The following is a 26,986-nucleotide window of genomic DNA, read 5'->3' as shown; positions in this document are numbered from 1 at the left end:
TTGGAACGCCTCAATGCCCGGTAGCGTCTACCCGCGTGCCCACCACCTCGATCCTGTGAAACTCGCCACGGTCCGGTCCGCCCTGCAAGGGTTCGTGGACCGTGGCGAACTTTCCGGGGTCGTAACCCTCTCCTCCCTGGGCGGCGAGGTCGTCGAGACGAGCGCGATCGGCTGGAGCGACATCGGGACCCGAACCCCGATGCGGCCGGACACCCTGTTCCGGATCGCCTCGATGACCAAGCCGGTCACCTCGGTCGCGGCCCTGATGCTGATGGAGGAAGGGCGGATCGCGCTCTCGGATCCCGTCTCGCGCTGGGTTCCCGAGCTCGCTGATCCAGTGGTCCTGCGCGACGCCGCGGGTCCCCTGGACGAGACGACCCCCGCGCGGCGGGCGATCACCATCGAGGATCTGCTGACCCACCGCTCGGGCATCGCCTATGCGCCCTTCTCGGAGGGTCCGCTCAAACAGGCCTATGAGGCGGCGCTGGGAGATCCCGGGATGAACCGGCTGACGCCCGACGAATGGCTGGCCGCCCTCGGCGCCCTGCCGCTCGCGTATCAGCCTGGCGAACGCTTCCACTACGGCCATTCGTCGGACGTGCTCGGCTTTCTGATCGGCCGGGTGGAAGGCAGGCCGCTCCGGGAGGTCCTGCGCGAGCGCATCTTCGCGCCGCTCGGCATGGCCGACACGGATTTCTGGCTTCCGCAAGAGAAGCGCAGCCGTCTCGCCAGCCTGTACGCCTATGATGAGACGTCGGCGAAGCTGGCGAAGGTCGAGCCCGAGATGTACGACGAACCGCCGGCCTATACGCCGGGCGGCGGCGGCCTGATCTCGTCCGCCCCCGACTATCACCGCTTCGCCCGCATGCTGCTGGGGGGCGGCGCCCTGGAGGGAGTCCGCCTGTTGCGTCCGGAAACCGTCCGGCTGATGCGGACCAACCGCCTGACCGACGCGCAGCGGCGGATTCCGTTCGCGGGCATGGATCTCTGGAAGAAGTCCGGGTTCGGACTGGGGGTCTCGATCGCCGAGGACGTGGTCGACAATCCCTATTCCTGCGGCGCCCCGGGCTCGATCACCTGGCCGGGCGTGTTCGGCACCTGGTGGCAGGCGGACCCCGTCAACGACCTCGTGCTGATCTATCTGGTCCAGCATCAGGTGCCAGTGTCCGCCAATTCGGGATCGACCATCGCCACCGGGCGCGGCGCGGCCGGACGCCGCGCCCTGCCGGTCTATCAGCGGGGACTCTATGACGCCCTCGGCGAGCAGTCGGGACTGGTGCGACGGGAACCGGCGGCGTGAACGCCCGGCCCGGCGCCCTTGAGGGACATGTCGACGCCGCCGGCGATCGCATCCACTACGTCGGTCAGGGGGCCGGGGACCCGGTGTTGCTGATCCACGGCGCCTTCGGCAGCGGGACCAATTTCCTCCAGACCGACTTCGGACAGCGACTCGCAGAGCGGCGACGGGTCATCGCGCCGGATTCCCTCGGGCATGGAGACAGCGACGCGCCGTCTGATCCCTCACGTTACGGCCCGCGCCGCCGGGCCGACCAGCTGACCGCCGTGCTGGACGCGCTCGGGATCGAGCGCGCCCATGTGGTCGGCTATTCCATGGGGGGCTGGATGGCGTCCGCCCTGGCGACCTTCCATCCCGGGCGCGTCGCCTCGCTGGCGATCGGCGGGTGGGATGCAGCGGGCGGCATGTATACGCCCGCCGCGGTCTGGGGCCTGCCGGAGATCACCTATGACACGCTCGTCGCCATGGTGCGCCAGACCCGTCCGGAGTTGCTCGCCGGGCTGGACCCCGCGAGGGAAGCCGGTCTCGCGGCGGCGATCAATGCGATGAATGATCTCGGTGGTCTGGCCGACGGGGTCGCCCGCTGCGCCGCGCCGACCGCTTTATGGCTGGGCCGGGAAGACCTCTACTACGACGCGAGCCGTCGTTTCGCCGATGCGAACGGCCTGGCGTTCATCGCCCTGCCCGGCGATCACGTCTCGGCCCTCGAAGCGCACGGCGCGGAAGCGGCCCGGCGGGTGGACGAATTCATCGAGCAGGCCGCGGGGCTCCGCCCCGGGCCGGCGAACCAGATCCGGGACCGGGGGTAAGTCGTGGCCGTTCAACAGAGTCCCGCCTTCGACGAAGCGGCCGCCTCGGCCGCGCGCAGCGTGCCGCTGACCGCGCGCTTCAAGGCCGCCTATGGCGCCGGCGCCATGGCCGACGGCATCGTCGCCGCCGGCTTCGGCTTCTTCCTGCTGTTCTACCTGACCGCCGTCTGCGGCATGTCGGGCACGATGGCCGGGATGGCCAAGCTGATCGCCCTGCTGATCGACGCGGTCGCGGATCCGGCGATCGGCCTGGCCAGCGATCGTCTGCGCTCGCGCTTCGGTCGCCGGCTCCCCTTCATGATCGGCGGCCTGCTCCCGTTCGCCTGCGCCTTCGGCCTGCTCTTCTCGGTTCCGGCGTCGCTGACCGGCGCCGCCCAGTTCATCTACGTCACCGTCTGCCTGATCGTCCTCAGGCTGTCGCTGTCGTTCTTCGTCCTGCCCTTCACCGCGGCGGGGGCGGAGGTGACCGACGACTATCGCGAGCGCGCCAGCATCGTCTCCTATCGCCTCTCGTTCCAGAACGCCGGCATCCTGCTCGGCGTGGTGCTCGGCCTCGGCGTCTTCATGGCCGGAGCGGACGGCATGCTGAGCCGCGGGAACTACGTCCCCTTCGCCTGGACCTGCGCGGCCGCCATGCTCGTCGCGGGGATGATCGCCATCCGGGCCGTGCGCAGCGCCCTGCCGCGGCTGCACGGCCCGGAGGAGGGCGGGGGGATGTTCTTTTCCGGTTTCGGCCGCGAGATGATCGAGCTGTCGCGCAACCGCTCGTTCCTGATCCTGTTCGGGACGGTGCTGACCTACTTCCTGGCCTATTCCGCGCATGTCTCCCTGGCGCTCCACGCCAGCCGCTATTTCTGGGGCCTCGACACCGGCGCCATCCAGCTGATCCTGCTGAGCACGACCCTCGGGCCGTTGCTGGGCGCGCCCATCAGCGCCTTCGCCCTTCGTCATATCGAGAAGCGGACGCTGTCGATCACGGCCTTCCTGGCCATCGCCCTGTTCCTGATGTGGCCGCCCCTGCTGCAGCTTTACGGGCCATTCTCCCTCACCCCCGCCACCGCGACGGCGGTCCTGTTCGTCAACGGGCTGCTCGTCGGCACCTCGATCATGATCGGCGGCATCGGCTTCCAGTCCATGCTGGCCGATACGGCGGACGAGCACGAATGGCTGTTCGGCGTGCGCCGCGAGGGCCTGTTCTTCTCCGGCCTGACCCTCGCCTTCAAGGCGGCCTCGGGTCTGGGCGGGCTGATCGCCGGCATCGCCCTGGATGTGATCCGGTTTCCGACGGACCTCGCCTCACGCGCGCCGGACGTGCCCATTCCGCAGGAGGTGCTGGAGAAGCTGGCGCTCATTTCCGGGCCGCTGCCGGCGATCTTCGCCATGGTCTCGCCGCTCTTCCTGATCGGCTACCACCTGACCCGAAAGCGGCACGCGCAGATCATCGCCGACCTCGAGCAGCGCAATGCGAACAGGTCCGGGGCGGCGACCTGAAGGGCTCGCTTCTTCGCGGCGGACGGTCGTCTCATCAGACAGAGGACAAGAGCGTGATCAGACTGGATGGCCGTGTGGCGATCGTGACCGGGGCGGGCGGCGGTCTCGGACGGGCGCACGCCCTGCTGCTGGCGCAGCGCGGCGCGCGCGTGGTGGTCAACGACGCGGGCGGGGCGGCCGAACAGGTGACGGAGGAGATCGTCGCGGCCGGCGGCGAGGCGATCGCGGCGGTGGGCTCCGTGACCGATTACGACTTCGTGGGGCGGATGGCGGCGGAGGCGAGGCAGCGCTGGGGCCGCGTCGACATCCTCGTCAACAACGCCGGCATCCTGCGCGACAGGACCTTCGCCAGGATGGATCTCGCCGACTTCCGCCTGGTGGTCGAGGTGCACCTGATGGGCGCGGTCAACTGCACCAAGGCGGTCTGGGAGACGATGCGCGAGCAGGCCTATGGCCGTATCGTGATGACGACCTCGTCGTCCGGCCTCTACGGCAATTTCGGCCAGTCCAACTACGCGGCGGCCAAGATGGCGCTCGTCGGCCTGATGCAGACCCTGGGGCTGGAAGGCGAGAAGTACGGCATCAGGGTGAACTGCCTGGCGCCGACCGCGGCGACGCAGATGATGGAGGGGGTCCTGCCCGCGGAAATGCTGCGCCTGCTGAAGCCCGAACACGTCAGCCCGGCCGTGCTGGCGCTGGTGCGCGAGGACGCCCCCAATCGCGCCATCCTCTGCGCCGGGGCGGGGGGCTTCGAGGCGGCGCGGATCTCGCTGACCCGGGGCGTCCAGATCGCGACCGGCGACGACGCCGCCGAGGCGGTGGCCGAGCGATGGGCGGCGATCATCGACCCCGCCAATGACTTCGTGCCCGACAACGCCCTGCGGCAGAGCGAGATGGAGCTGGCCCGGGCCGGCTACGCGCCGGAGAGGTCGTCGTGAGGACGGCGCCGATCGCCTTGTCGGCGTTCCGGCGTGGCGTCCGGGCGGCGGCCGCCGCCCTGGCGCTGTGTCTGGCGACGCCTGTCTCGGCCCAGGACGCGCCGCTCGTCACCGCCCCCGCGGGCGATGTGCGGGGCGTCGCGGCAGACGGCGTTCATGTCTTTCGCGGCATCCCCTACGCGCGTCCTCCCGTCGGCGACCTGCGCTGGCGTCCGCCCGCGTCCCTGCCGCCCTGGACCGGCGTCCGCGAGGCGACGGCGTTCGGCGCCGCCTGCATGCAGCCCGCATCGCCCTTCGCCAGTCACGCGGCGATGAGCGAGGACTGCCTGTTCCTCAACGTCTGGACGCCCGGCCCGGCCCGCAAGGCCCCGGTGCTGGTCTGGATCCATGGCGGGTCGCTGGTGAGCGGCGCGGCCAGCGAGGCGATCTATGACGGCGCCGGGTTCGCCGGGCGCGGCGTCGTGCTCGTCTCGATCAACTACCGGCTCGGCGCCCTGGGCTGGCTGGCGCATCCGGGGCTCAGCGCGGAGTCGCCGGACAATATCTCGGGCAACTACGGCCTGATGGATCAGATCGAGGCGCTGCGCTGGGTGCGACGGAACATCGGCGCCTTCGGCGGCGACCCCGACAATGTGACGATCGCCGGCGAGTCCGCCGGCGCTCTCAGCGTCCTGTATCTGATGGCGGCCCCGAAGGCGCGCGGCCTGTTCCACCGCGCCATCGCCCAGAGCGCCTATATGATCACCATGCCCGAGCTGCGGAACGGGTCCTGGGCGGACTGGCCCGACGCCGAGACCGCCGGAGCATTGCTGGCGGACGCCCTGGGCGCCGCCGATCCCGCCGCCCTGCGGGCGCTCGACGCCCGGGCGATCATCGAGGGGACGGCGCGCACCCGCTACTTCCCGCTCGGCAATATCGATGGACACACCCTGCCGCGCCAGCTGGTGGAGACCTTCGACCGCGGCGAACAGGCGGCCGTGCCGGTCCTCGCCGGCTACAACGAGGGGGAGATCCGCTCGCTCCGCTTCCTGCTGCCGCCGGCGCCGGCGAGCGCCGCCCTTTACGATGCCGAAATCCGCGCGCGCTACGGCGACCTCGCGGAGGCCTTCCTCGCCCGCTATCCGGCGGAGACGATGGCGGAGAGCATGCTGGAGACGACGCGGGACGCCCTGTACGGCTGGACGGCCGAGCGGTTGGCGGTGAAGCAGACAGCGCTCGGTGCGCGGGCGTTCCTCTACTACTTCGACCACGGCTACCCGTCCGCTGACGAGGGCGGATTCCGGGCGTTTCACGCCTCGGAGATTCCGTTCGTCTTCGGCACGACCGACGCGACGCCGCGGTACTGGCCGCCCGTGCCGCAGGACGCCCGGGAACGGCGCCTGTCCGACGCCATGCTGAGCTACTGGGCGACGTTCGCGCGCGACGGCGCGCCCCGCGCGCACGGGGAGGAAGCATGGCGGCCCTACGACCGGGAGCGCGCCTATATGGCCTTCGAAGATGCGCCGCGTCTGCGCGGGGGCCCACCGAACGGCTACGATCTCCATGAGGCCGTGGTGTGCCGACGCCGGGCGTGGGGCGTCGCCTGGCACTGGAATGTGGGCGTCATCGCCCCGCCCTTGCCGCCACCCTCGCCCGATTGTGAGTGAGCGCCCGCGGGGCGGGGAATATCAGACTGCACACCGTGGTTTCGGGAAGGTCTGTTCCTGGCGCGGAAAATTCCGCCGCCGCGCAAGAAATCTCCATCATGCGGTGTAAGTTTCGCTGATGGTTCAGCCTGCGCTACGAGCATTCGCCGGACCGACCTCATCTCTGTACTGAGATTGTTCATCGAGGTGCGTGGCGGTGGGGGCAGTCCAACAGACAACCTGTCTCCGAAACGGGGGCGAGGTTCCGTCACCGGCTCTGGAAGGATGTGTCTATCGGGTCGCGACGAGCAGAAACGAACGGTCGGCGCCCTGTTACGCTTCGAGCCTGTAGCCCACGCCCGGCTCAGTCACGATCAGTCTGGGTTGAGACGGGTCGGTCTCAAGCTTCTGACGCAGCTGGCTGATGACGACGCGAAGATATTGGGTGTCGGCAACGTGGGCCGCGCCCCAGACGGCGGTTAGCAGATCGGCATGGCTGATCAGCTTGCCGACATACCGAGCGAGATGGGCGAGCAGGTCGTATTCCTTTGGGGTCAGGCGAACGAGTTCGCCGTTCCTCGTCACCAGTCGCCGATCGAAATCCATAATGACCTCGCCGGCGGTGACGGGACCCTTGCGGACAGCCGGGTCCGCGCTCTGACGTAGGCTGGCGCGGATGCGGGCCAGCAGTTCACCGACGCCGAACGGCTTTTCGACATAGTCGTTGGCGCCCAGATCGAGCGCTTCGATCTTCTCGGCCTCGCGGTCACGGGCGGACAGGATGATGATGGGGCCGCTGTAGAACTCGCGGGCCCGGACAAGCACGTCCTTGCCGTCCATGTCGGGAAGGCCGAGGTCGAGCACCACCGCGTCGGGGCTCCACAGGGCGATACCGCGCAAGCCTTCCTGGCCGCTGTCCGCCCGCTTCGGCTCGTAGCCGGCCGCGTCGAGCGCGGGCGAGAGGAAGCGGTGAATCTGCGGTTCGTCATCGATGACGAGGATGCGGGGTCTGACGGCAGACATGGCGCTCTATAACAGGTCCCGATGGGTGGCGATGGACTTGGGCAGGCTGATCAGGATGCGGGTGCCGTGGTCGTCCAGGATGGGGCTGGCGGCGGCGATGCGGCCGTTCATCGCCTCGACGAAGCCCTTGGCGATGGCGAGGCCGAGGCCCGCCCCCTTGGAGCGATCCGGCTGCTCCTCCATGCGCCGGAACTTGTCGAACACCAGTTCGAGTTCGGCGGTGGGAATGCCTTTGCCCTCGTCCTCGATGCTGATGACCACCGAGCCCCGGTCCTCATAGGCCGCGAGTTCAATGGTCGAGCCGTCGGGGCTGTAGGCGATGGCGTTCTCGAGAATGTTGACCAGCGCCTGTTCCAGCAGACCCTGGTCGAGGCTGACCACGCTGAGTTGGGCGGGAAAGTCGCGGGTCAGGCGCCGCGATCCGAGCCGGCGTGAGACCCGCTCGGCTGCGGCGTTGAGAACATCGCGGATATCGGTCCAGTCGGCCTTGATGTTGAGCGCGCCGCCTTCGAGCCGGGTCATGTCGAGCAGGTCGCCGACGTAGCGGCTGAGGCGTTCGGCCTCCTCGCGGATACTGAGCAGCAGGTCTTTTCGCACCTCCGGCTTCAGGGTCGGGCCATATTCGATCAGGGTCGTGGCGGCCCCAAGCACGGTTGAGAGCGGGGTGCGCAGGTCATGGCTGACCGAGTTCATCAGGGCGCCGCGGAAGCGGTCGGTGCGGCGCAGGGTTTCGGTCTCGACCGCGTCGCCGGCCAGCTGGGCCCGTTCCAGCGCCACGGCGCCCTGGTCCAGCAGGGCGAGGGCCAGCCGTTCCTCGTCCGAGCCGGGAGCGAGGGCGTCCGCCTCGATCCCGGCCACTCCGGAACGGGACCGGACGCCCTGGAGCGGCCGGAACGTCCAGCTGGTCTGCGGCAGCGTGCCGGTGCCATGGCCGGCCGGTTCGCCCCGCTCCCACGCCCACCGGGCCGCCGCCATGGCCGCCGCTCCCAGCTTTTCCAGTTCCGGCGCGCCCGCGACCGGCGTGATGTCGCCGTCCCGGGGCAGCAGGACGATGGCCTTGGCGCCGGCCGCGGCGGCGGTCTGTTCGGCCAGCACCCGGGCGGTTTCGAAACGGTCGTCGGCGGCGGCCAGAGCCTGGCTGGCCGCGAGAAGGGCCGAAACGGCCGAGGCGCGGCGCTGGGCGTTTCTCGCCTGGTCCCTGACCCGACCCGCAAGGCCGCCGGTGACCGAGGCGACAGCCCAGAAGACGATCAGGGTCAGAATGTCGGTCGGAGAGCCGATGTAGAAGGTGTAGCGCGGCTCGAGAAACAGGAAGTTGTAGACGAGGAAGGCGACCGTCGCCGCCGCCAGCGCGGGGCGCAGGCCGTACAGGACGCCGGCCGCCAGCACGGCGGACAGATAGACCACGCCCAGATCGACGCGCTCGAAGGCGCGATCGAGAAACAGGGCCAGGGCCGTGGCCGCGCCGATGAAACCGGCCCCGACGGCGTAGGCGCGCCAGTGGGGCGACCCGGGCGGCGGCGGGACCGCCTTGTTCAGCTCCACCGTGTCGTCGACCGGCTCGGTGACGATATGGATCGCCACCCCCCGCGCCGCCCGCAACAGTCCGGCGGCGAGCGACCGGCCCAGAAGGTCGTGGATGCGGCTGTCCCGGCCCTTGCCGATGACGATCTGGGTGACGTTGTTGCGATGGGCGTGGTCCATCACGGCCTTGACCACGTCGTCGCCGGTGAGGACGAGCGGCCGCCCGCCCAGCTGCTCGGCCAGCATGAAGGCCTGGCTCAGCCGGGCGGCGCTGTCGGGACCCGACACCGGCCGGTTCGGTCGCTCGACATGGGCGACGGTCCAGGGCGCGTCCATCATCATGTCGGACAGCCGCCGACCGGTCCGCACCAGCGCCGCGGCCATCGCATCGCCGCCAACCAGGACCAGAATGCGCTCGCCCGCCGCCCACGGCCCCTCGACGCCGCGCTCGCGCAGGGTCGCCAGAAGCTGATCGTCCACCGTCTGCGCCGCGCGCCGCAGCGACAGTTCGCGCAAGGCCGTCAGGTTCTCGACCTTGAAGAAATTCTCCGAGGCCAGACGCGCCGTTTCGGGCACATAGACCTTGCCCTCGGACAGGCGTTTGCGCAGTTCGTCGGGGGTGATGTCGACGACCTCGATGTCGTCGGCCCGGCTCAGGGCGCTGTCGGGCACGGCCTCGCGCTGGCGAACACCGGTGATGCGCAGCACCACGTCGGACAGGCTTTCCAGATGCTGGACGTTCAGCGTCGTCCAGACGTCGATGCCGGCGGAGAGGAGCTCCTCTACATCCTGCCAGCGCTTGGGGTGGCGGGAACCGGGGACGTTGGAATGGGCGTATTCATCGACCAGCAGCAGGCCGGGCTTGCGCGCCAGCGCGGCGTCGATGTCGAACTCCATCAGGACGCGGCCCTTGTAGTCGATCGGTCGGCGCGGCATCATCTCCATCCCGCGCAGCAGGCTTTCTGTCTCGCGCCGGCCGTGGGTCTCGACCACCCCGACAACGACGTCGCCGCCTTCGGCCTTTCGGCGTCGGGCGGCGCGCAGCATCTCATAGGTCTTGCCGACCCCCGGCGACATGCCGAGGAACACCTTCAGCCGGCCTCGCTTCGGCCGCGTCAGGGCGACCGGCGAAGGATCGGGACCGGGGGGCGTTTCCGGCAACTCAGCTCGCGGCGGGGAAGCGGGCGTCGAGCGCCCGGTTGGTCAGCAGCACATTGACGCGCGGCTGACCGATGAAGCCGAGCAGGGCGCCCTCGGTATTCGCGTCGATCACCTGCCGCACCGCCGTCACGTCGATCCCCCTCGCCTGCGCCACCCGCGCCGCCTGCAGGCGAGCGTAGGCCGGAGAGATGTGGGGGTCGAGGCCCGAGGCGGAAGTCGTCACGGCGTCGGCCGGGATGACTGTCGCACCCGTCTCGGCCCGGAGGACGTCGGCGTCGGTCTTGATGCGGTCGGCCAGGTCGGTGTTGAGCGGACCCAGGTTCGAGCCCGAGGAGGCCGAGGCGTCATAGCCGTCGCCGGCGGCCGAGGGACGCGGGTGCAGATACCGCGCCTCGTCGAACGGCTGGCCGATCAGGGCCGAGCCGACGACCTGGCCATCCGCGTCGCGGATCAGGCTGCCGTCCGCCTGCGCGGGGAAGGCGAGCTGGGCGACGCCGGTGATCGCGAACGGATAGGCGACGCCGAGCAGGAGGGTGAACAGGGCGATCATGACGATCGCGGGGCGGAGTTGGCTGAGCATGGGCGTCGTCCTCTAGAAGGCCGCCTTCAGCAAGGCCACGGCGCGGCTGCCGTAGATGTCGCCGAAGTCGTGCTCGTCGGTGTCGTGGTAACGGACATCGAGGGTCAGGTTGTCGGTCAGCTGCCGGGCCACGCCGAGGTTCCAGGTGGTGTAGTCGAAGTCCGAGGACAGGAACTGGCGTCCGACGGCGCCCGAGACCGTCCACTTGTCGGCCGGCGAAAAGGCGGCGTTGGCCTCGACGTAGGTCGCCTCATCCTCGGCGGCGCCGAAGAAGTCGGGGGACCAGTAGACCGCCGCGCCGAGGGTGGCGGGACCGAAGGCGCGCGAGGCCGCGACCTTGGCCTCGACATAGTCGTAGTCGGCTCCGTTCGGCTGGCCGGTGTAGAAATAGCCGACCACGCCGAAGTCCCAGGCGAATCCGGCGAACTCTGGCCGGACGCCGCCATAGAGGTCGATTTCGGCATCGGTGTCCGGGTCGCCGGGGAAGGCGACGTTGGAGGCCCAGGCGCCGGCATAGACGGTTCCGCTGGTCAGATCGACGCCGCCCGAGATCGCGGCGTCTTCCTCGGTCTGGCTCACGCCCCGGAAGACGTAGTCGGAACCGACGGCGACGTTCCAGGCGATGGCGGGACCGGACGGTTCGGCCACGGCCTGCGACGGGTTCTGGGCGGTCGCTGGATCGGCGACCTGGGCGTCGGCGTTCGAGGCGATGCCCCAGACGACCAGGGCGACCAGACAGGCGCCGGCGAACCAGACATCGTTGCGGCCGGATGACTTGAGGTAGGTTTTGCGGGTCATGGAAATCACTCCTTGGATTTGGGGGGTCACGCCAGGCCGAGGCCGGAGATGACGATGTCGATGAGTTTGATGCCGACGAACGGGGCGACGAGACCGCCGAGGCCGTAGATCAGCAGGTTGCGGGACAGCAGCGCCCCGGCCCCGATGGCGCGGTATTTGACGCCGCGCAGGGCCAGCGGGATCAGCGCCACGATCACCAGGGCGTTGAAGATCACCGCCGACAGGATGGCGCTCTGCGGGCTGTGCAGCCCCATGACGTTGAGCGCGCCGAGCGCCGGCAGGGCGACCACGAACATCGCCGGGATGATGGCGAAATATTTGGCCACGTCGTTGGCGATCGAGAAGGTCGTCAGGGCGCCGCGGGTGATCAGCAGCTGTTTGCCGACCTCGACGATCTCGATGACCTTGGTCGGGTCGCTGTCGAGATCGACCATATTGCCGGCCTCGCGGGCGGCCTGGGCGCCGGTCTGCATGGCGACGCCGACATCGGCCTGGGCGAGCGCCGGCGCGTCATTGGCCCCGTCGCCGCACATGGCGACCAGACGCCCCTTGGCCTGCTCGGCCTTGATGAGGCGCATCTTGTCCTCGGGCGTGGCCTCGGCGAGGTAGTCATCCACGCCCGCTTCCGAGGCGATGGCGGCCGCGGTGACCGGGTTGTCGCCGGTGATCATGACGGTGCGCAGGCCCATGCGGCGCAGGTCGGCGAACCGCTCCTTCATGCCCGGCTTGATCACGTCCTTCAGGTGGATGATACCGACTAGGGCGCCGTTTTCGACCACCGCCAGCGGGGTGCCGCCCGAGCGGGCGATACGGTCGACCGTCTGGCGGAACTCGGCCGGGGCGTCGGCCTCCGCCAGTTTCAGGGACTTGAGCACGGCGTCGACCGCGCCCTTCCTCCAGGATTTTCCATCCGCGTCGACGCCCGACTGGCGGGTCATCGCCGAGAAGGGGATGGCCTTGGCGCCGGCGGGCAAATCAACGGCCAGACCGGCGTTACGGCCCAGTTCGATGATCGAACGGCCCTCGGGCGTCTCATCGGCGAGGGACGCCATGACGGCGGCGCGCATGGCGGCCTCGGGCCGCACGCCGGGCACGGGGATCACCTCGACAGCCATGCGGTTGCCGAAGGTGATGGTGCCGGTCTTGTCCAGCAGCAGGGTGTCGACATCGCCCGCCGCCTCGACGGCGCGGCCGGAGGTGGCCAGCACATTGACCTTGAGCAGCCGGTCCATGCCGGCGATGCCGACGGCGGACAGCAGGCCACCGATGGTGGTGGGGATCAGGGTGATGAACAGGGCGCCGAGCACAATGGGATCCAGCCTGATGCCGGAGTAGGCGCCCAGGCCCAGCAGCGTCACGACCGCGATCAGGAACACCAGCGTCAGGCCCGCCAGCAGCACGGACAGGGCCAGTTCGTTCGGCGTCTTCCTGCGGTTGGCGCCCTCGACCATGGAGATCATGCGGTCGAGGAAGGTCGAGCCCGGGGCCGAGGTGATACGCACCTTGATCCAGTCGGACACCACCGTGGTGCCGCCGGTGACGGCCGAACGGTCGCCGCCGCTTTCGCGGATCACGGGCGCGCTCTCGCCAGTGATGGCGGCCTCGTTGACCGAGGCGATGCCTTCGATGATCTCGCCGTCCGAGGGGATGACGTCGCCCGCCTCGACCAGGACGACCGAACCGACCTCCAGTTCTCCAGCGGGCGTCGGCACTGTGAGACCGGTGGTGGGATCGACGATCAGCTTCGCCTTCGTCGTGACGCGGGTGGCGCGCAGCGAGTCCGCCGCCGCCTTGCCGCGCCCTTCGGCGACGCTCTCGGCGATGTTGGCGAACAGCACCGTCGCCCACAGCCAGACCGCCAGCTGGATGGCGAAGCCGGCGGCCTCGCCGGCGACGACGGCGGCGATGGCCGAAACCGTCGCCAGCAGCGCCACGATCCAGGTGGTGAAGATCACCGGGTTCCGCAGCAGTTTGCGCGGGTCCAGCTTGACGAAGGCGTCGCCGACCGCCCGGCCCAGCATGGGGCCGGACAGGCCGCCGGCCAGGGGAGCGGCCCGGCGGGTTTCGCCCAGGTGCTCGGGGTTTGCGAAGGTCATGTCAGGGGGTCCCGGATCAGAGCCCGGCCACCACGCCCAGCACCTGGAAGTGCTCGACGAGGGGGCCAAGGGCGAGGGCGGGGAAGAACTGCAACCCGCCGAGGATGAGGATGACGCCGATCACCAGGCCGATGAACAGCGGGCCGTGGGTCGGCAGCGTGCCGGGGCTGGGCGCCAGCTTGGGCTTGACCACCAGGCTGCCGGCGATGGCCAGCACGGCGATGGCGGGAACGAAGCGGCCCATCAGCATGGCGATGCCCAGGGTCGTGTTCCACCACGGCGCGTTGGCGGTCAGGCCGGCGAAGGCCGAGCCGTTGTTCCCCGCCGCTGATGTGTAGGCGTAGAGTATCTCGGACAGGCCGTGCGGACCGTCGTTCAGCAGCCCAGCGAGAGCCGTGGGCAAGACCGCCGCGACCGCCGTGAAACCGAGGACGGCGAGTGGCAGAACCAGCACCGCGATCATGGCGAACTGGATTTCGCGCGCCTCGATCTTCTTGCCCAGATACTCCGGGGTCCGCCCGACCATCAGGCCGGCGACGAACACCGACAGCACGGCCATGACGACCATGACGGCGATGCCCGAGCCGATCCCGCCGGGCAGTATCTCGCCCAGCTGCATCAGGAACATTTGCAGCGCGCCGCCCAGCGGCATGTAGCTGGCGTGCATGGAGTTGACCGAGCCGTTGGAGGCTCCGGTGGTCTGGACCGCCCAGGCGACCGAGGCCGGCACGCCGAAGCGGACTTCCTTGCCTTCCATATTGGCCGAGGCTTCGACCCCGGCCGCGACAAGGGCGGGCGCCGGCTGGGACTCGATCGCATACATCGCCGCGCCCGACAGGCTGAGCAGAACCAGGGCCGCGATGGCGAGGGCGCGGACGTCCTTCTTCGCCAGAACGCTGCGGCCGAAGGCGAAGAAGGCGGCCCAGCCGAGCACATTGATCGAGATGGCGGTGATCAGATTGGTCAGCGGCGTGGGGTTCTCGAACGGATGCGCCGAGTTGACGTTGAAGACGCCGCCGCCGTTGATGCCGAGTTGTTTGATGGCCAACTGACTGGCGGTCGGGAACAGCGACAGGGTTTGAGACCTGCCCTCCAACCCGGTCGCCGTGGCTGAGGCTGCCAGTGTCTGGGTCACGCCCAAACCGACCAGCACCAGGGCCAGAACGATCGAAAGGGGCAGTAGAACCCACAACGTCGTCCGGGTCATGTCAGCCCAGAAGTTTCCGACCCCCTCGCCGCGATTGGCGACGAAGGCCCGCGCCAGGGCGGCGGCGATGGCCGCCCCGGTCGCGGCCGAGAGAAAGTTCTGCACCGTCAGGCCAGTCATCTGGGTCAGCGTCGACATCGTCGTCTCGCCGCCATAGCTCTGCCAGTTGGTGTTGGTGACGAAGCTGACGGCGGTGTTGAAGGCCAGATGCGGCGACAACCCCTCGAACCCCTGCGGGTTCATGGGGAGGCCGCCCTGCAGACGCAGGATGGCATAGAGGAACAGGAAGCCCGCCGCGTTGAACGCCAGCAGGGCGCCCGCATAGCCGAGCCAGCCCTGGCTGTGCGCCGGGTTCACGCCGGCGGCGCGGTAGAACAGGCCCTCGACCGGCTTCAGAACCGGATCAAGCCAGGTTCGCTCGCCGTTCCAGACGCGGGACATGTAGATGCCGATCGGCCAGCCGATCAGGGCGGCGAGGCCGAGGGTCAGGGCGATCTCCGCCCATCCTTGAATGTTCATGGCGGCGGCTCCCTAGAACCGCTCGGGGCGCAGCAGCGCCGCGACCATGTAGACGGCGACGACGACCGCGCCGACGCTCCAGAGTATGGCGACCAGCATCGTCACACCCGCTTCAGGACAGCGGCGAGAACGGCGAAGGCGACAAACGCCCCGCCGCCCAACACCAGAAAAACCAGATCGGCCATGCCGACACCTCCAGCCAGACATTCAGCGACGCGCGCGCCTGTCACGCGCTTCCGCGTGACAGTGTGATCGAGGTCAGACCGACCTCGGCGTGCTGTCCTCAGCAGATCATCGACGGGCGTAAGAGGGCTATTCGGGAAGCCGGCTCGCGCATAAGGCGCGCATAAGTGCGTGGATCAGTAACGCCCCCCGCGCGGGTCGCCCTGACTGGGTAGGCGGCTCATGGGAACATCTGATGGGCGTTCGAATCGGAAATTCGAGCGATTTCCCTGTACTTCCCTGTTTTCAGGGGCAGGCGAAAACGACCCGTCGCCGGGCGAGCGGAGACGGGGCCGGCAAAAACGGGGTGTTGCAGGCAAGGTCCCGCGAACAGAGACGGGCTGTCTGTCTCCGGGTTCGACGAAGGCGCGGTAATGTCGGGGTTATTTCCCGGGTTACAGGGACCCGGCAGTTGTCGAGGAAGTGCGTGGCGGACAGAGAGGGATTCGAACCCTCGGTACGCTTTCACGTACACACGCTTTCCAAGCGTGCGCGATCGACCACTCCGCCACCTGTCCGTTTCCACGACGCGCGTGAAACCCGCCGGAGGTCGATCCGGCGCGAGGCGAGGCTGATAGAACACCCGGACCCCCTCGGCAAGCGCCTCGACGCATCCCATATAGGCGTTCGACACCCCGACCGGAGTTCCCGCCATGCTGTTCAAGAAATCCCACGAAATGCCGACCGCCGCCGAGGCCCTGCCGGGACGGCCGACGCCGCTGCACACCGACGAGGTCCACTACGTCACCGGCCGTCCGTTGAAGGGCCCGCATCCGGAAGGCTTTGAGACCGCCATCTTCGGCATGGGCTGCTTCTGGGGCGTCGAGCGCATCTTCTGGCAGTTGCCGGGCGTCTGGGTGACCTCGGTCGGCTATGCCGGCGGCATCACGCCCAATCCCACCTATGAGGAAACCTGCACCGGCAAGACCGGCCATGCCGAGGTGGTCCAGGTGGTCTTCAACCCGCACGAGATCAGCTATGGCGACCTGCTGAAAGCCTTCTGGGAAAATCACGACCCGACCCAGGGCATGCGCCAGGGCAATGACGTCGGCACCACCTATCGCTCGGTCATCTACTGGCTGAACGACGAACAGCGGGCCGAGGCCGAGGCTTCGCGCGAGGCCTATCAGGCCGCCCTGTCGAAGGCCGGGCGCGGGACGATCACCACCGAGATCGCGCCGGCGGGGCCGTACTATTTCGCCGAGGACTATCACCAGGGCTATCTGGCCAAGAATCCGGCCGGCTATTGCGGCATCGGCGGGACCGGGGTGGTCTGCCCGATCGGTGTGGGCGTGGCCGCCGGCGCGGAGGCCTGATCATGGACCGGGAGGGGGTCGGCAAGGTCTGCCTGGCCTTGCCCGCGGCGACCCTGGACCATCCGTTCGGCGAACATCACGACGCCTACCGCGTCGGCGGCAAGATGTTCGTCATGGTCGGCGAGCAGGGCGGCATTTCGTTCAAGGTCTCGGACATCGCCTATGAGGTGCTGACCGAGTCCGGCCATGCCCGTCCCGCCCCCTATATGGCCCGGGCGAAATGGGTGAACCTGCCGCGCATCGACGACTGGCCCGACGACGAACTGGCCGAGCATCTGGCCATCGCCCACGGCATCGTGGCGGCGAAGCTGACGAAGAAGGTCCGGGCCGAGCTCGGTTTATCGGATAGCCAGCCATGAACCTTTTCGACCTGCCGCCCCTTCTCGAGCCGCTTGTTGAGGCCCGCAATCGGCTGCGCAACCACTATCAGGCTGCCGGCCTGACCTTCACCTTCGATGGGAAGCTTGTAGGAGATCTGGGAGAAGCGATCGCCGCGGAGGTCTTTGGCTTGAAGCTGAAGAGCGGGCCGGGAATTGACGGCCACGCGCCAGACGGGCGATCCGTTCAGGTGAAAACCAGCACGACAGGACGCGGACCAGCGTATCGGCGGGTCGATACAACTGCACAACATCTGTTGTTCTTCCAGCTCGATCTCGAGGCCCGGAAAGCGGCGGTCGTGTTCAACGGCCCCGAGCACATCGCGCTGGCCTGCCTCCCGGATACCTGGGACGGGCGCCAGAGAATGATCTCGCTTCCGAGGCTGAAAGCGGCGAACGCGCTTGTTCGCGACGACGAGAGGCTCCGGCCGGTCGCACCTACCTGACTTTCTCCTCGGCGATCCAGCGGTTCATCCGTTCGTCCAGCAGGGCCATGGGCAGGGGCCCGTCGACCAGCAGGGCGTCGTGGAAACGCCGGATGTCGAACCGGTCGCCCAGATCGGCTTCCGCCCGTGACCGGACCTCGCGCAGCCGGATTTCGCCGATCTTGTAGGCCGTCGCCTGACCGGGCCAGCCGATATAGCGCTGCAGTTCGGTCTCGATGTTGAGCGGCGCCAGGGCCGAGTTGTCGCGGAAGCAGGCGCGGGCCTGTTCGATGTCCCAGCCCAGCCAGTGGATGCCGGTGTCCGAGACCAGCCGGCAGGCGCGCCACATCTCGTAGCTCAGCCGGCCGAACCGCTCATAGGGGGTGCGATAGAAGCCCATCTCCTCGCCGAGGAATTCCGAATACAGGCCCCAGCCCTCGATGAAGGCGGTCACGTCCACGCCGCGGCGGAAATAGGGGCCGTCGGCGGCTTCCTGCTGCAGGGCGATCTGCAGATGGTGCCCGGGGACCGCCTCGTGCAGCGTCAGGGCCGGCAGCTCGTACAGGGGGCGCTGGTCCAGGGCCGAGGTATTGACGATGTAGCCGCCGGCCACGCCGTTCTTCATCGATCCCGGAAAGTAGCGTCCCGTTGTGTAATTCGCTTCGATCTCGGCCGGGACCGGACGCACGCCATAGGGGGTGCGGGGCAGGGTCCCGAACAGGGCCGGCAGGCCGTCGTCGGACCGCTTGGCCATCTCCGACGCCTTCTCCAGCAGGTCCTCGCGCGTCGTGGCGTAGAACTGCGGATCGGTGCGCAGGAAATGGAGGAAGCCGGCGAAGTCGCCGGTCCATCCCGCCGCCCGCATTTCAATGTCCATGCGGGCGCGGATGCGCGCGACCTCGTCCAGCCCGATCCGGTGGACCTGATCCGGGGTCAGGTCGGTGGTCGTGAAGCCACGCACCAGATAGGCGTACAGCTCACGCCCGCCCGGCCGGTTGACCAGGCCGAGCGTTTCCGGCGCGCGGGGCAGATAATCCTCGCGCAGGAATCGCGCCCATTCGCGGCGCTGAGGCATGACGCCGTCGGCGACCGCGCGGGCCGCTCGCTCGCGCAGCCCGTTCTGCTGCGGCACGGGAATGGAGGCGGGCAGGGCGGCGAAAGGCTTCAGCAGCGGATCGGTCCCGGGCGTCAGGGCCGCCTCCGGCTCGATCAGGGTGAGGGCGTTCTCGACGATGGAGCGGGGTTGCAGCATCCCGGTCTCGAGACCGCGCCGGGCGTTGGCCAGCTGATCCGCATAGACCTTCGGCATGGCCTCCAGCCGCGCGATCCAGGCCTCGGCGTCGGCGGCGGTGGCGATGCGCGTGACGCTGGCGATATAACCCATGCCCTGGCCCGGCCCGCCCTCGGACGAGAAGGCGTCGATGCGACCCGTATCCAGCGGGATGCGATCGCGCGACCGCTGGACGACATAGGTCATGAAGGCGTGGTTCAGGCGCTCGTCCTCGGTCAGACCGGCGGGATCGATCAGAGCCAGCCGGTCGGCGAACCCCTTGAGCACGGGCTCCTGCGCGACCTCAAAGGCGCGCGAGGCGTCGCCCAGGCGGGACAGGGCCGCGCGATCCCCCTCCATCCCCGCGCCGACCGGATCGACGGCGCGCAGATAGATTTCATAGTCCGCCAGGATCGAGGCCAGGGCCGCGTTCGGAGCGGCGGGAGCCGTGGCGGCCGGCGCGGTCGTCCGGGCCATGGCCGGCTGGACGAAGGCGGCGAGCAGGGCGATGGCGCTGACGGCGATGACGGTTTTCATGAGGTCCCTCCCGAGGATGAGGGACTGCACCGGAGCCGGCGCCCCGCGTCAACCACAGAAGGCGAAGAAGCGCTCGATATCGGGGGCGGACGCAGGATGCGGCGCATAGGTCTGCCGGACCCCGTCCTCCCACACGGCCAGCCAGCCGACCCGGCGGAACCGCTGGAACACGGGCGCGTCGGCGGGGGCGTCCGCGCTGAGGAAAACGCCGTCATTAAGCTGGGACGGTTCGGCCCTGGCCTGGAAGCGCTCCGTCTCGCCGCCGGATTCGATGTGGAACTCCGGCCTGGCCGCAGCCGGGGCGACGCCGCTGAGGGACAGTCGCCCGGACGCGCGGGTGCAATCCAGACCCAGCCGCAGGTCGTCGCTCTCGGCCAGACCATAGGCGAGGCGGGCGGCGTCCTCATCGGCATGGAAGAACCAGTCATAGCCCTCGATCGGGGCGGGCGATCCGCTGGAGGCGGTCGTTGCGGGCGCTTCCGGCGCGACTGTAGCGCAGGCCGACGCTGTCAAAGCCACGGCGGCCAGGGCGAGGATCGTGGGGCTGCGCATGTCGGCTCCGGAGTTCAGCCGGAACACAGTTCGGAGAAACGGCGCAGCTTGGCAAGGTGGCCGGCCGGAACCTCGATCGGCCGGCTCTGTTCGCCGACCAGCAAGGTCATGCGTCCGCCCGCGGCAAACGCCGCGAAGGCTGGATGGTCCGTGCGCAGGGCCAGTCTGGTCCCGCCGCCCCGCGCCGGTGCAGCCTCGGCCATGGCGACGGCCTCGCCGGCGGTGGCCCGGGCCATTCCGGTCAGGGCGACCCCGTACAGGGTGACACGCGCCACGCTCGACCCGGGATCGCATTCCAGGGTGACGCGCAGACTGGCGGTGTCGGGGATCTCATTGGCCAGCACCACGGGGGCCGTGTCGGCGTACAGCGTCCATGTCCAGACGGAAACGGGCGGCGCGGTCTGTGCGGCCAGGGCCGCGGCGGCTAGAAAGACAATCATGGCTCAGCCCCCGCTGAAGGTTCGATCGGATGTGATCAGGCCTGCCCGTTTCCGCAATAGGCGAAAAACTCGCCGACCAGTATGCGCTCTTCGCGGGTGGTGGTCAGTTCGAAAGCGCCTGCGTCGCCCACCACGTCCAGCTTGCCGCGGCGGACGAGTTGTTTCAGAGCCGGATCGGCGACCGACATCCGGACCCCGGTATCCAGCCCGCCGCTGAGAGGATCAATGGCCATGGGCCTCATCGCAGCGTTCTGATAGCGGGCGCCGACGGGCTCGACGTCGCCGTAAAGGACGGCCTGTTTCTGACCGGGCGCGCAGGTCATGATCAGCGCCAGCTGATCGGAGTTGGCGACGCCGTAGGCCAGCTTGGCCAGGTCGCCCTCATGGCTCAGATGCCATCCCATCGGCGCCACGGCGGTCGTGGTGTCCGAATTGGTCGCCTGCGACTGGGCGGCGAACGCGATCAGTCCGAGGGCGGCGGCGGCGGGAATGGCGAACTTCAGCATGAAAAACACTCGCGTCTGTCAAACAAACGCTGCTCTTCATTAACGGTTCACGGCTCCGCTTGGCCGGGGCCTCGCGCCGTCCCGCCGTCTTACGGACCCGCCGCGGTCAGAACGGGCTGAACCGCTCCACCAGGGACTGGGCCGCCGGGGTAGCCTGCACCCGGCTGATATCGCCGCGGCCGCCGTAGCTGATGCGGGCTTCGGCGATCTGGGTGTGGGCGATGGTGTTGCCCGAGCTGATGTCCTCGGGCCGCACGATGCCGGCGACGGTCAGTTCGCGCACCTCGCGATTCGTGCGCACCTCCTGCCGGCCCTGGATGACCAGATTGCCGTTGGCCATGACGCCGGTGACGACGGCGGCGATGGTCAGGCTGACCTTTTCCGACCGGTTGACCGAGCCTGTGCCGCTGGCGTTGGATGCGCCTTCCAGTCCGACGAGGTTTTGCGGATCGAACCCGCCCGGGAAGGCGCGGCCCAGGCTGTTCTCCAGGCCGAAGAAGTTCGAAACGCCGCCCGAGATGTCGTTGGAACGGGACCGCTGGGTCGAGTTCTGGGTCTGGGCGCGGTCATCGATGTCGATGTTGACCGTCAGGATGTCGCCGACGCTGCGGGCGCGCTGATCGCCGAAGAAGGTGCGGGCCCCGGTGCGCCACAGGCTGTTGGCGCTGGCGGCGCGGTCGGCCTGCTGCTGGACGGCCGAGGCCATGATGATCTGGTCGGTGGGAACCAGAGCCGACGGATAGCCGATCGGGGCCAGTTGGGGCCCCATGACGGTTTCGACGGCGGTCGAGCAGGCGCCGAGGGCCAGAAGCGAAGCGGCGGCGAGGATCGGGGCGGTACGCATCAGGACTGTTTCCCTTTACCGGGCGGCGAGTTGCTGGGTGGAGGCGCGGGCGGCGGGACCGGCGGCGGCCTGCCCCGGGGCGATGGCGACGGCGTCGATGATCCGGTCGGACTGCAGATTGCGGATCGCCAGACGCTGACCGGCGGCGGCGTTTCCCTCGGCCCGGCCGCTGATGGTCAGGCGGACGCCGCCGACCTCATAGGCGACCTCGACGATGTCGTTGCGGCTGATGACCCGGTCGGCGTAGGCGCTGCGGACCGGAGAAGGACGCGAAACCACCGGTGCGGCGGACCTTGCCGTCGCATCGGCCGCCGCCGCGACGGGCGCGCCGGGGGCGAGGGCGGCGTTGCGCACCACGACCCGGCGCAACCCGGTCGGATTTGCCCAGTCCAGACCCGACTGGCGGGCGAGGCTCTGCAACTGGCCGGCCTCGAACACGATCGACGGGCCGGCGCGCTGGCCGACGACGACGTTCGCGGCGCCGCCTGCGCCGTCGAACAGGTCGCCCAGCGTCACGCGTCCGTCGGAGTCCACCGGATTGGCTTTCAGCGTCACCGGCCCGGCCAACGCCGGCGCGGCGAGGGTCAGGGCGGCGACGGCGGCGAGGATCAGCGTCCTCACGACTTCACCTGCCCGGCGACCGACAGCATCTGGTCGGCGGTGGTGATGACCTTGGAGTTCATCTCATAGGCGCGCTGGGCGATGATCAGGGCGCTGATCTCGGACACGGCGTCGACGTTTGAGGCCTCTGTGTAGCCCTGCAGGATCTGACCGAAGCCGACCTCGCCCGGCGTTCCGACGTTGGCTGTCCCTGACGCGGCGGTCTCCATCAGCAGGTTGTCGCCCACGGCTTCCAGCCCCGCCTCGTTGAAGAAGCTGGCCAGTTCGAGCTGGCCGACGATGGCCGGCTCGGTCTGGCCGTCGGTCTTGACCTGGACCTGGCCCGATTTGGAGATCGTCACGTCGATCGCATCCTGCGGGATGGTGATGGACGGTTCGACCGCATAGCCGTCGTCGGTGACCAGCTGACCTTCGCCATTGACCGAGAAGTTGCCGGCGCGGGTGTAGGCGGTCTCGCCCGAGGGCAGGACGACCTGGAAATAGCCGCGTCCGTCGACAGCCATGTCGTAGCGCCCGCCGGTCTGGGTCGGGCTGCCCTGTTCGGTGATGCGGTAGACAGAGCCGGCCTTGACGCCGGCGCCGATCTGGATGCCGGTCGGAACCACCGTGCCCTGGCTGGACGACTGCGCGCCCATCCGTTCGACGTTCTGGTACAGCAGATCCTGGAACTCGGCCCGCTGACGCTTGAAGCCGACGGTGTTCATGTTGGCGATGTTGTTCGAGATGACCTCGACGTTCAGCTGCTGGGCGGCCATGCCCGAGGCTGCGGTTCTGAGCGCACGCATGTCCCAGTCTCCCTTTCTATGCCCGGCCCAGCCGCTCGACGGCGCGGCGTGACAGGTCTGTGGTGTTCTCGATCATCCGGGTCACGCTCTCGTAGGCGCGCTGGATCTCGATCAGATTGGTGATCTCAAGGATCGGATTGACGTTGGAGCCTTCCAGCATGCCCTGCCGCACCCGGACGTCCGGGGCCTCGGCGGGGGCGGCGTTGGAGGCGTTGCGGTACAGGCCGTCGCCGCCCTTCTCGAGCACGGCGAGGGAGTCGAAGCGCACCACCGCCAGCCGCCCGACCAGGGCGCCGTTCTGGCTGATGGTGCCGTCGGGAGCCACGGAGGGCTCGCCGAGGGCGGGGTCCAGGATGATGTCGCCGGCGTCGCCCTGAACGGCCGCGCCGCCTTCGGTCATCAAGCGGCCTTCGGCGTCCACGGTGAAGGCCCCGTCGCGGGTGTAGGCTTCGCCCTGTCCGTCCGTCAGTTTGAAGAAGGCGCCTTCGCCCTCGATGGCGAAGTCCAGGTCGCGGCCGGTCTGGCCCAGGGCGCCCTGGCCGAAATCGCGCCCGACGCCGTTGTCCAGCACGAAGCTGACGCCCGGGCGGATGAAGGCGTTGCGGGCCCGTTCGCCGACCTCGGTTCCGACCAGCAGCTGTTCGACCTTGAAGCCGGTCGTGTCCGCATTGGCGATGTTGTTGGCCACGATGTCGAGCTCGCGGCGCAGCGTCATCTGGCGTGACAGTCCGACATAGGCGGCGTTTTCCACGGGCGGCTCCTTTCGGTTCATCCCTCGCAACAGCCGTGCCAGGAGGGTTAACCCAGCAGCGACGGGCATTTGAGCCGTAGCGCCTGATCCGGAGCCCGGCAGGATTTGCCGGTTCTTAGCGGCTCGTTAACCAAAAAACGGTCGTATGGACCGAGAGATTCTCGGGGCGCTGCGTATGTTCAAATTCGGCAAGAAGAAGGGTGCGGCGGCGGGCGATGACGCCAACCTGCCCGCCGTATCGGATGCGCCCACGCCGGAAGGCGAAGAAGGCGAGGCGCCGAAGAAAAAGAAGCTGCCGCTGCTTTTCATCATCATTCCCGCGGCCCTTGTGGTGCTGGGCGGGGGCGGGGGCGCGGCCTTCTTCCTGATGCAGCCCAAGCCCGCCGCCGCCGAAGACGGCGATCACGGCGCGGAGAAGAAGGATGGTCACGCGAAGAAGGACGAGAAGAAGGGCGGGGGGCACGGCGCCGCCGGTGAGGCGGCGGCGGATCCTTCCCTGGGCGTGATCGCGGAAGGTCCGGATGGCGTAACCTTCTTCACCCTGCCCGACATGGTGGTGAATATTCAGTCGCCCGACGGCCGACCGACCTTCCTCAAGCTGAAGCTGACGCTGGAGACGAAGGACGCCCACGTCGCGGAGCAGTTGCAGGCCGAGATGCCGCGGATGCAGGACATGTTCCAGGGCTTCCTGCGGGAGCTCCGCCCTGAGGATCTCGCCGGTTCGGGCGGTAGTTTCCAGCTGCGGGCCGAGATCCTGCGTCGGGTCAATCTGATCGCCGCGCCCGGCAAGGTGGATGCCGTGCTCATCGAAGAAATGCTGGTGCAGTAGGGATGACTGACGCGGCATTCGCCGAAGACGCCGATCCGTTCGCGGAAGCGATCGATCCGCTGGCGGAAGGCGGTGCGGACGAGCGTCCGGCCGCCCTGGCCGAGCGGGTCCTGAACCAGGACGAGATCGACAGCCTGCTGGGTTTCGATCTCGGCGAGGACGACGGGTCCGAGCGGTCGGGCATCCGCGCCATCATCAACTCGGCCCTGGTGTCCTACGAGCGCCTGCCGATGCTCGAGATCGTCTTCGACCGTCTGGTGCGGTTGATGACGACGTCCCTGCGCAACTTCACCTCGGACAACGTCGAGGTCAGCCTCGACAACATCTCGTCGATCCGCTTCGGCGACTATCTGAACTCCATCCCCCTGCCGGCCATCCTGGCGGTGTTCCGGGCCGAGGAGCTCGACAACTACGGCCTGCTGACGGTCGATTCCAATCTGATCTATTCGATCGTCGACGTGCTGCTGGGCGGTCGTCGCGGGACGGCGGCGCTGCGCATCGAGGGCCGGCCCTACACCACCATCGAGCGGGTGCTGGTCCAGCGGATGGTCGAGGTCGTTCTGGCCGACGCCCGCGCCGCCTTCGAGCCACTGACGCCGGTGCATTTCACTCTCGACCGGCTGGAGACCAATCCGCGCTTCGCCGCCATCGCCCGTCCGGCCAACGCGGCCATTCTGGTCAAGCTGCGCATCGACATGGAAGACCGCGGCGGCCGCATTGAGCTGCTGCTGCCCTACGCCACCCTGGAACCCATCCGGAAGATGCTGCTGCAGCAGTTCATGGGTGAGAAGTTCGGCCGCGACAATATCTGGGAAGGCCACCTGGCCACCGAACTCTGGACCACCGAGACCGAAGTGCGCGCGGTTCTGGATGAGCAGCAACTGCCCCTGTCGCAGGTTCTGGCGCTGAAGGTCGGCGACACCCTGATGCTGAACGCCACGCCCGACAGCGACATCTCCGTCCGTTGCGGATCGATCCCGGTCACGACCGGCAAGATGGGCCGCAAGGGCCAGCATATCGCCGTACGCGTCGAGGCCCCGATCAGCATCGAGGCGGCGACCAGTCTGACGAAGGGAAAACGCTGATGACCGGTATGATTCTCGACGCCGTCCTGATGCTGTTGCTGGTGGCCGCCCTCGGCTACGGCGTGCGGCTGGAGAAAAAGCTGACGGCCCTGCGCGCCGGGCAGCAGGCCTTCGCCTCGGCGGTCACCGAGCTGAACGCCGCCGCCGGACGCGCGGAGGCGGCCCTGGCCAGCCTGCGCGCCTCGGGTCAGGAGACGGATCTTCTGCACGACCGCATCATCAAGGCCCGCGAAGTGAAGGCCCAGCTCGAGGCGCTGATCGCCCGCGGACCGGCTCCAACGGTTGAGTCGCCCCCGGCGCCCGTCAGGTCCCGGCCCGCACCGACGCCGATCGCGCCTGTCGAGGACGAACGTGCGCTGCGGATGGCGGCCCTGGCTGAACGCATTCACGGCATGGCGCCCGCGGCCGCCCGCGCGCCGGCGCCGGTCGCCGGCGGAAGCAACGTCGCCGCCATCCTCGGCGCCCTGACCGCTAACCAGTCTGCGAAGCAAAGCCTCAACCGGGCGCGGCGTAGTCTGGACGAAGACCTGTTCGCCGCCTGACCTTCATCCTTGTGGCCCTATGGCGAACGCCCGGCGTTCGCCGACTTGAGGGCTGGAGTAGCCGATCATGAGCAAGATTCCTCGCCTGCTGCCCCTGATCGCCATCGCCATTGGCGGCGTGGTCGTCGTCCGCGCGGTTGGCGTCGCCCCCGGCATGTTCGAAGGCGCCAAGGCCTGGGCGGAGGAAGCCGTGCCTGCCGCCGCTCCGGCCGTCCCCGCCGCCGCGGTCTGCGCCCTGACGCCGGAACAGCTGGCCCAGCAGGCGGGCATTTCCCCGGCCGAGCTGCGCATCCTCCAGTCGCTGTCCGGCCGCCGCACCGAACTGGACGCCCGTGACGCCGACCTGGCGGCCATGCTGCCGCTGATGGCCACGGCCGAACAGAAGCTCGACGCCAAGGTCGCCGCCCTGGAGGCCGTGAAGGCCGAGGTACAGGTTCTGCTGGGACAGGTCAGCGAGCAGGAAAAGGCGGAGAACGACCGCATGGTCGCCGTCTATTCGGCCATGCGGCCCAAGGACGCCGCCCGGGTGTTCGCCACGCTGGACGATGATGTCCGTCTGCCCGTCGCAGCCGCCATGCGGCCGCGGTCCCTGGCGGCGATCATGGCCCAGATGGAACCGGCGGCGGCGCGCGTCCTGACCGAAAAGCTGGCCCATCGCTTCCAGGCCCGTCAGCAGCTGGCCGCCCGGGCGACCGCCGCGGCTGCGCCCGCCGTGACAGCCCCCGCGCCCGTCGCCGCGCCGACAGCCGCTCCGCCCGCCGCGGCCCCGGCTGTCCAGACCGCCGCCGCCGACACGCCGCCCGCCGCGGCTCCCCG

The 26,986-nt window shown here is 68.9% G+C and carries 28 protein-coding genes and 1 tRNA gene; 12 read left to right on the top strand and 17 right to left on the bottom strand.

The genetic code is table 11. The features are described from left to right. Positions 1 to 13 precede the first annotated feature (13 nt). The 5 genes from WC555_RS03905 to WC555_RS03885 are packed head-to-tail and all read left to right on the top strand — an operon-like array spanning position 14 to position 6,181. A complete protein-coding gene (locus WC555_RS03905; RefSeq protein ID WP_373251299.1) occupies positions 14 to 1,300 on the top strand; it encodes a serine hydrolase domain-containing protein in 1,287 nt (428 codons plus the stop codon). Next, positions 1,297 to 2,106, top strand: a complete 810-nt coding sequence (locus WC555_RS03900) for an alpha/beta fold hydrolase (protein ID WP_373251298.1) — start codon at positions 1,297 to 1,299, stop codon at positions 2,104 to 2,106. The genes WC555_RS03905 and WC555_RS03900 overlap by 4 nt, the downstream gene beginning before the upstream one ends. Positions 2,107 to 2,109: 3 nt before the next feature. After that, a complete protein-coding gene (locus tag WC555_RS03895; RefSeq protein ID WP_373251296.1) occupies positions 2,110 to 3,597 on the top strand; it encodes an MFS transporter in 1,488 nt (495 codons plus the stop codon). 56 nt (positions 3,598 to 3,653) lie between these two features. Further along, on the top strand, positions 3,654 to 4,535 hold the full coding sequence (locus WC555_RS03890) for an SDR family NAD(P)-dependent oxidoreductase (RefSeq protein WP_373251443.1): 882 nt from the start codon (positions 3,654 to 3,656) through the stop codon (positions 4,533 to 4,535). Next, positions 4,532 to 6,181: a carboxylesterase/lipase family protein gene (locus WC555_RS03885; RefSeq protein WP_373251294.1), complete on the top strand. Its 1,650-nt coding sequence runs from the start codon at positions 4,532 to 4,534 to the stop codon at positions 6,179 to 6,181. Before WC555_RS03890 ends, WC555_RS03885 begins: the two co-directional genes overlap by 4 nt. A 312-nt stretch (positions 6,182 to 6,493) precedes the next feature. Here WC555_RS03885 and WC555_RS03880 read toward each other — a convergent pair whose 3' ends face one another. From WC555_RS03880 to WC555_RS03840, 9 genes are all read right to left on the bottom strand, one after another. Continuing rightward, positions 6,494 to 7,183 carry a response regulator gene (locus WC555_RS03880; RefSeq protein ID WP_373251292.1) on the bottom strand — a complete coding sequence of 230 codons (690 nt, stop codon included), beginning with the start codon at positions 7,181 to 7,183 and terminating at the stop codon, positions 6,494 to 6,496. A gap of 6 nt (positions 7,184 to 7,189) precedes the next feature. Then, the gene (locus tag WC555_RS03875) at positions 7,190 to 9,868 is read right to left on the bottom strand and encodes a DUF4118 domain-containing protein (RefSeq protein WP_373251291.1); all 2,679 of its coding nucleotides are present in this window, start codon (positions 9,866 to 9,868) and stop codon (positions 7,190 to 7,192) included. A 1-nt stretch (position 9,869) separates the two neighbouring features. After that, complete coding sequence (kdpC, locus tag WC555_RS03870; RefSeq protein WP_373251289.1) at positions 9,870 to 10,448, bottom strand: potassium-transporting ATPase subunit KdpC; 579 nt, start codon at positions 10,446 to 10,448, stop codon at positions 9,870 to 9,872. 12 nt (positions 10,449 to 10,460) lie between these two features. Beyond that, the gene (locus tag WC555_RS03865; RefSeq protein ID WP_373251287.1) at positions 10,461 to 11,246 is read right to left on the bottom strand and encodes a TorF family putative porin; all 786 of its coding nucleotides are present in this window, start codon (positions 11,244 to 11,246) and stop codon (positions 10,461 to 10,463) included. Positions 11,247 to 11,272: 26 nt separating this feature from the next. Then, complete coding sequence (kdpB, locus tag WC555_RS03860; protein ID WP_373251285.1) at positions 11,273 to 13,342, bottom strand: potassium-transporting ATPase subunit KdpB; 2,070 nt, start codon at positions 13,340 to 13,342, stop codon at positions 11,273 to 11,275. 16 nt (positions 13,343 to 13,358) lie between these two features. Then, positions 13,359 to 15,068, bottom strand: a complete 1,710-nt coding sequence (gene kdpA / locus WC555_RS03855; RefSeq protein ID WP_373251283.1) for a potassium-transporting ATPase subunit KdpA — start codon at positions 15,066 to 15,068, stop codon at positions 13,359 to 13,361. 12 nt (positions 15,069 to 15,080) lie between these two features. Next, positions 15,081 to 15,167 carry a potassium-transporting ATPase subunit F gene (locus WC555_RS03850; protein ID WP_373251441.1) on the bottom strand — a complete coding sequence of 29 codons (87 nt, stop codon included), beginning with the start codon at positions 15,165 to 15,167 and terminating at the stop codon, positions 15,081 to 15,083. Positions 15,168 to 15,169: 2 nt separating this feature from the next. Next, complete coding sequence (locus WC555_RS03845; protein ID WP_373251282.1) at positions 15,170 to 15,298, bottom strand: hypothetical protein; 129 nt, start codon at positions 15,296 to 15,298, stop codon at positions 15,170 to 15,172. A 420-nt stretch (positions 15,299 to 15,718) separates the two neighbouring features. After that, a tRNA-Ser gene (locus tag WC555_RS03840) sits at positions 15,719 to 15,808 on the bottom strand. A gap of 135 nt (positions 15,809 to 15,943) precedes the next feature. Between WC555_RS03840 and msrA the strand changes: the two genes are divergently transcribed. From msrA to WC555_RS03825, 3 genes are read left to right on the top strand one after another with little or no spacing between them, the layout of a single operon-like run. Further along, a complete protein-coding gene (gene msrA / locus WC555_RS03835; RefSeq protein ID WP_373251280.1) occupies positions 15,944 to 16,606 on the top strand; it encodes a peptide-methionine (S)-S-oxide reductase MsrA in 663 nt (220 codons plus the stop codon). A 2-nt stretch (positions 16,607 to 16,608) separates the two neighbouring features. Further along, a complete protein-coding gene (locus tag WC555_RS03830) occupies positions 16,609 to 16,965 on the top strand; it encodes an MmcQ/YjbR family DNA-binding protein (protein ID WP_373251279.1) in 357 nt (118 codons plus the stop codon). Next, a complete protein-coding gene (locus WC555_RS03825) occupies positions 16,962 to 17,429 on the top strand; it encodes a hypothetical protein (protein ID WP_373251277.1) in 468 nt (155 codons plus the stop codon). Before WC555_RS03830 ends, WC555_RS03825 begins: the two co-directional genes overlap by 4 nt. Here the strand turns inward: WC555_RS03825 and WC555_RS03820 are convergent. The 8 genes from WC555_RS03820 to flgF form a co-directional block, all read right to left on the bottom strand. Then, positions 17,422 to 19,215 carry a DUF885 family protein gene (locus tag WC555_RS03820; RefSeq protein ID WP_373251276.1) on the bottom strand — a complete coding sequence of 598 codons (1,794 nt, stop codon included), beginning with the start codon at positions 19,213 to 19,215 and terminating at the stop codon, positions 17,422 to 17,424. The genes WC555_RS03825 and WC555_RS03820 overlap by 8 nt on opposite strands. A 48-nt stretch (positions 19,216 to 19,263) precedes the next feature. Next, the gene (locus tag WC555_RS03815; protein WP_373251274.1) at positions 19,264 to 19,767 is read right to left on the bottom strand and encodes a hypothetical protein; all 504 of its coding nucleotides are present in this window, start codon (positions 19,765 to 19,767) and stop codon (positions 19,264 to 19,266) included. A 14-nt stretch (positions 19,768 to 19,781) separates the two neighbouring features. Next, positions 19,782 to 20,207 carry a hypothetical protein gene (locus WC555_RS03810; RefSeq protein WP_373251272.1) on the bottom strand — a complete coding sequence of 142 codons (426 nt, stop codon included), beginning with the start codon at positions 20,205 to 20,207 and terminating at the stop codon, positions 19,782 to 19,784. A 35-nt stretch (positions 20,208 to 20,242) separates the two neighbouring features. Then, positions 20,243 to 20,713 carry a hypothetical protein gene (locus WC555_RS03805; RefSeq protein ID WP_373251271.1) on the bottom strand — a complete coding sequence of 157 codons (471 nt, stop codon included), beginning with the start codon at positions 20,711 to 20,713 and terminating at the stop codon, positions 20,243 to 20,245. A 106-nt stretch (positions 20,714 to 20,819) separates the two neighbouring features. Further along, complete coding sequence (gene flgH / locus WC555_RS03800) at positions 20,820 to 21,557, bottom strand: flagellar basal body L-ring protein FlgH (RefSeq protein WP_373251269.1); 738 nt, start codon at positions 21,555 to 21,557, stop codon at positions 20,820 to 20,822. Between the two features lie 15 nt (positions 21,558 to 21,572). Next, positions 21,573 to 22,178, bottom strand: a complete 606-nt coding sequence (locus WC555_RS03795) for a flagella basal body P-ring formation protein FlgA (protein ID WP_373251267.1) — start codon at positions 22,176 to 22,178, stop codon at positions 21,573 to 21,575. Then, positions 22,175 to 22,963, bottom strand: a complete 789-nt coding sequence (flgG, locus tag WC555_RS03790; protein WP_373251265.1) for a flagellar basal-body rod protein FlgG — start codon at positions 22,961 to 22,963, stop codon at positions 22,175 to 22,177. The genes WC555_RS03795 and flgG overlap by 4 nt, the downstream gene beginning before the upstream one ends. A 16-nt stretch (positions 22,964 to 22,979) precedes the next feature. Further along, positions 22,980 to 23,714, bottom strand: a complete 735-nt coding sequence (gene flgF, locus WC555_RS03785; RefSeq protein WP_373251263.1) for a flagellar basal-body rod protein FlgF — start codon at positions 23,712 to 23,714, stop codon at positions 22,980 to 22,982. Positions 23,715 to 23,889: 175 nt separating this feature from the next. On the opposite strand from flgF, the gene WC555_RS03780 reads away from it, so the two are divergent. From WC555_RS03780 to WC555_RS03765, 4 genes are all read left to right on the top strand, one after another. Next, on the top strand, positions 23,890 to 24,543 hold the full coding sequence (locus tag WC555_RS03780; protein WP_373251439.1) for a flagellar basal body-associated FliL family protein: 654 nt from the start codon (positions 23,890 to 23,892) through the stop codon (positions 24,541 to 24,543). 2 nt (positions 24,544 to 24,545) lie between these two features. Next, entirely contained in the window at positions 24,546 to 25,628 is a 1,083-nt protein-coding gene (fliM, locus tag WC555_RS03775; protein WP_373251262.1) for a flagellar motor switch protein FliM, read from the top strand. After that, positions 25,628 to 26,170: a DUF6468 domain-containing protein gene (locus tag WC555_RS03770; protein WP_373251260.1), complete on the top strand. Its 543-nt coding sequence runs from the start codon at positions 25,628 to 25,630 to the stop codon at positions 26,168 to 26,170. Before fliM ends, WC555_RS03770 begins: the two co-directional genes overlap by 1 nt. Positions 26,171 to 26,237: 67 nt before the next feature. After that, a partial coding sequence (locus WC555_RS03765; RefSeq protein ID WP_373251258.1) for a MotE family protein occupies positions 26,238 to 26,986 on the top strand: 749 nt, incomplete at its 3' end.

Source organism: Brevundimonas sp., assembly GCF_041648615.1.
In the GTDB taxonomy this organism is placed as follows: domain Bacteria; phylum Pseudomonadota; class Alphaproteobacteria; order Caulobacterales; family Caulobacteraceae; genus Brevundimonas.
This window is presented reverse-complemented; position numbering and strand designations above follow the sequence as displayed.

Bases quoted from the DNA above. Each gene is read 5' to 3' on its own strand.
- kdpA (WP_373251283.1), bottom strand. From the start codon at position 15,068: ATGAACATTCAAGGATGGGCGGAGATCGCCCTGACCCTCGGCCTCGCC.
- WC555_RS03880 (WP_373251292.1), bottom strand. From the start codon at position 7,183: ATGTCTGCCGTCAGACCCCGCATCCTCGTCATCGATGACGAACCGCAG.
- WC555_RS03850 (WP_373251441.1), bottom strand. From the start codon at position 15,167: ATGCTGGTCGCCATACTCTGGAGCGTCGGCGCGGTCGTCGTCGCCGTC.
- flgG (WP_373251265.1), bottom strand. From the start codon at position 22,963: ATGCGTGCGCTCAGAACCGCAGCCTCGGGCATGGCCGCCCAGCAGCTG.
- WC555_RS03805 (WP_373251271.1), bottom strand. From the start codon at position 20,713: ATGCTGAAGTTCGCCATTCCCGCCGCCGCCGCCCTCGGACTGATCGCG.
- WC555_RS03905 (WP_373251299.1), top strand. From the start codon at position 14: ATGCCCGGTAGCGTCTACCCGCGTGCCCACCACCTCGATCCTGTGAAA.
- WC555_RS03830 (WP_373251279.1), top strand. From the start codon at position 16,609: ATGGACCGGGAGGGGGTCGGCAAGGTCTGCCTGGCCTTGCCCGCGGCG.
- flgH (WP_373251269.1), bottom strand. From the start codon at position 21,557: ATGCGTACCGCCCCGATCCTCGCCGCCGCTTCGCTTCTGGCCCTCGGC.
- WC555_RS03865 (WP_373251287.1), bottom strand. From the start codon at position 11,246: ATGACCCGCAAAACCTACCTCAAGTCATCCGGCCGCAACGATGTCTGG.
- WC555_RS03810 (WP_373251272.1), bottom strand. From the start codon at position 20,207: ATGATTGTCTTTCTAGCCGCCGCGGCCCTGGCCGCACAGACCGCGCCG.
- WC555_RS03825 (WP_373251277.1), top strand. From the start codon at position 16,962: ATGAACCTTTTCGACCTGCCGCCCCTTCTCGAGCCGCTTGTTGAGGCC.
- msrA (WP_373251280.1), top strand. From the start codon at position 15,944: ATGCTGTTCAAGAAATCCCACGAAATGCCGACCGCCGCCGAGGCCCTG.
- WC555_RS03770 (WP_373251260.1), top strand. From the start codon at position 25,628: ATGACCGGTATGATTCTCGACGCCGTCCTGATGCTGTTGCTGGTGGCC.
- WC555_RS03780 (WP_373251439.1), top strand. From the start codon at position 23,890: ATGTTCAAATTCGGCAAGAAGAAGGGTGCGGCGGCGGGCGATGACGCC.
- kdpB (WP_373251285.1), bottom strand. From the start codon at position 13,342: ATGACCTTCGCAAACCCCGAGCACCTGGGCGAAACCCGCCGGGCCGCT.
- kdpC (WP_373251289.1), bottom strand. From the start codon at position 10,448: ATGCTCAGCCAACTCCGCCCCGCGATCGTCATGATCGCCCTGTTCACC.
- WC555_RS03820 (WP_373251276.1), bottom strand. From the start codon at position 19,215: ATGAAAACCGTCATCGCCGTCAGCGCCATCGCCCTGCTCGCCGCCTTC.
- fliM (WP_373251262.1), top strand. From the start codon at position 24,546: ATGACTGACGCGGCATTCGCCGAAGACGCCGATCCGTTCGCGGAAGCG.
- WC555_RS03815 (WP_373251274.1), bottom strand. From the start codon at position 19,767: ATGCGCAGCCCCACGATCCTCGCCCTGGCCGCCGTGGCTTTGACAGCG.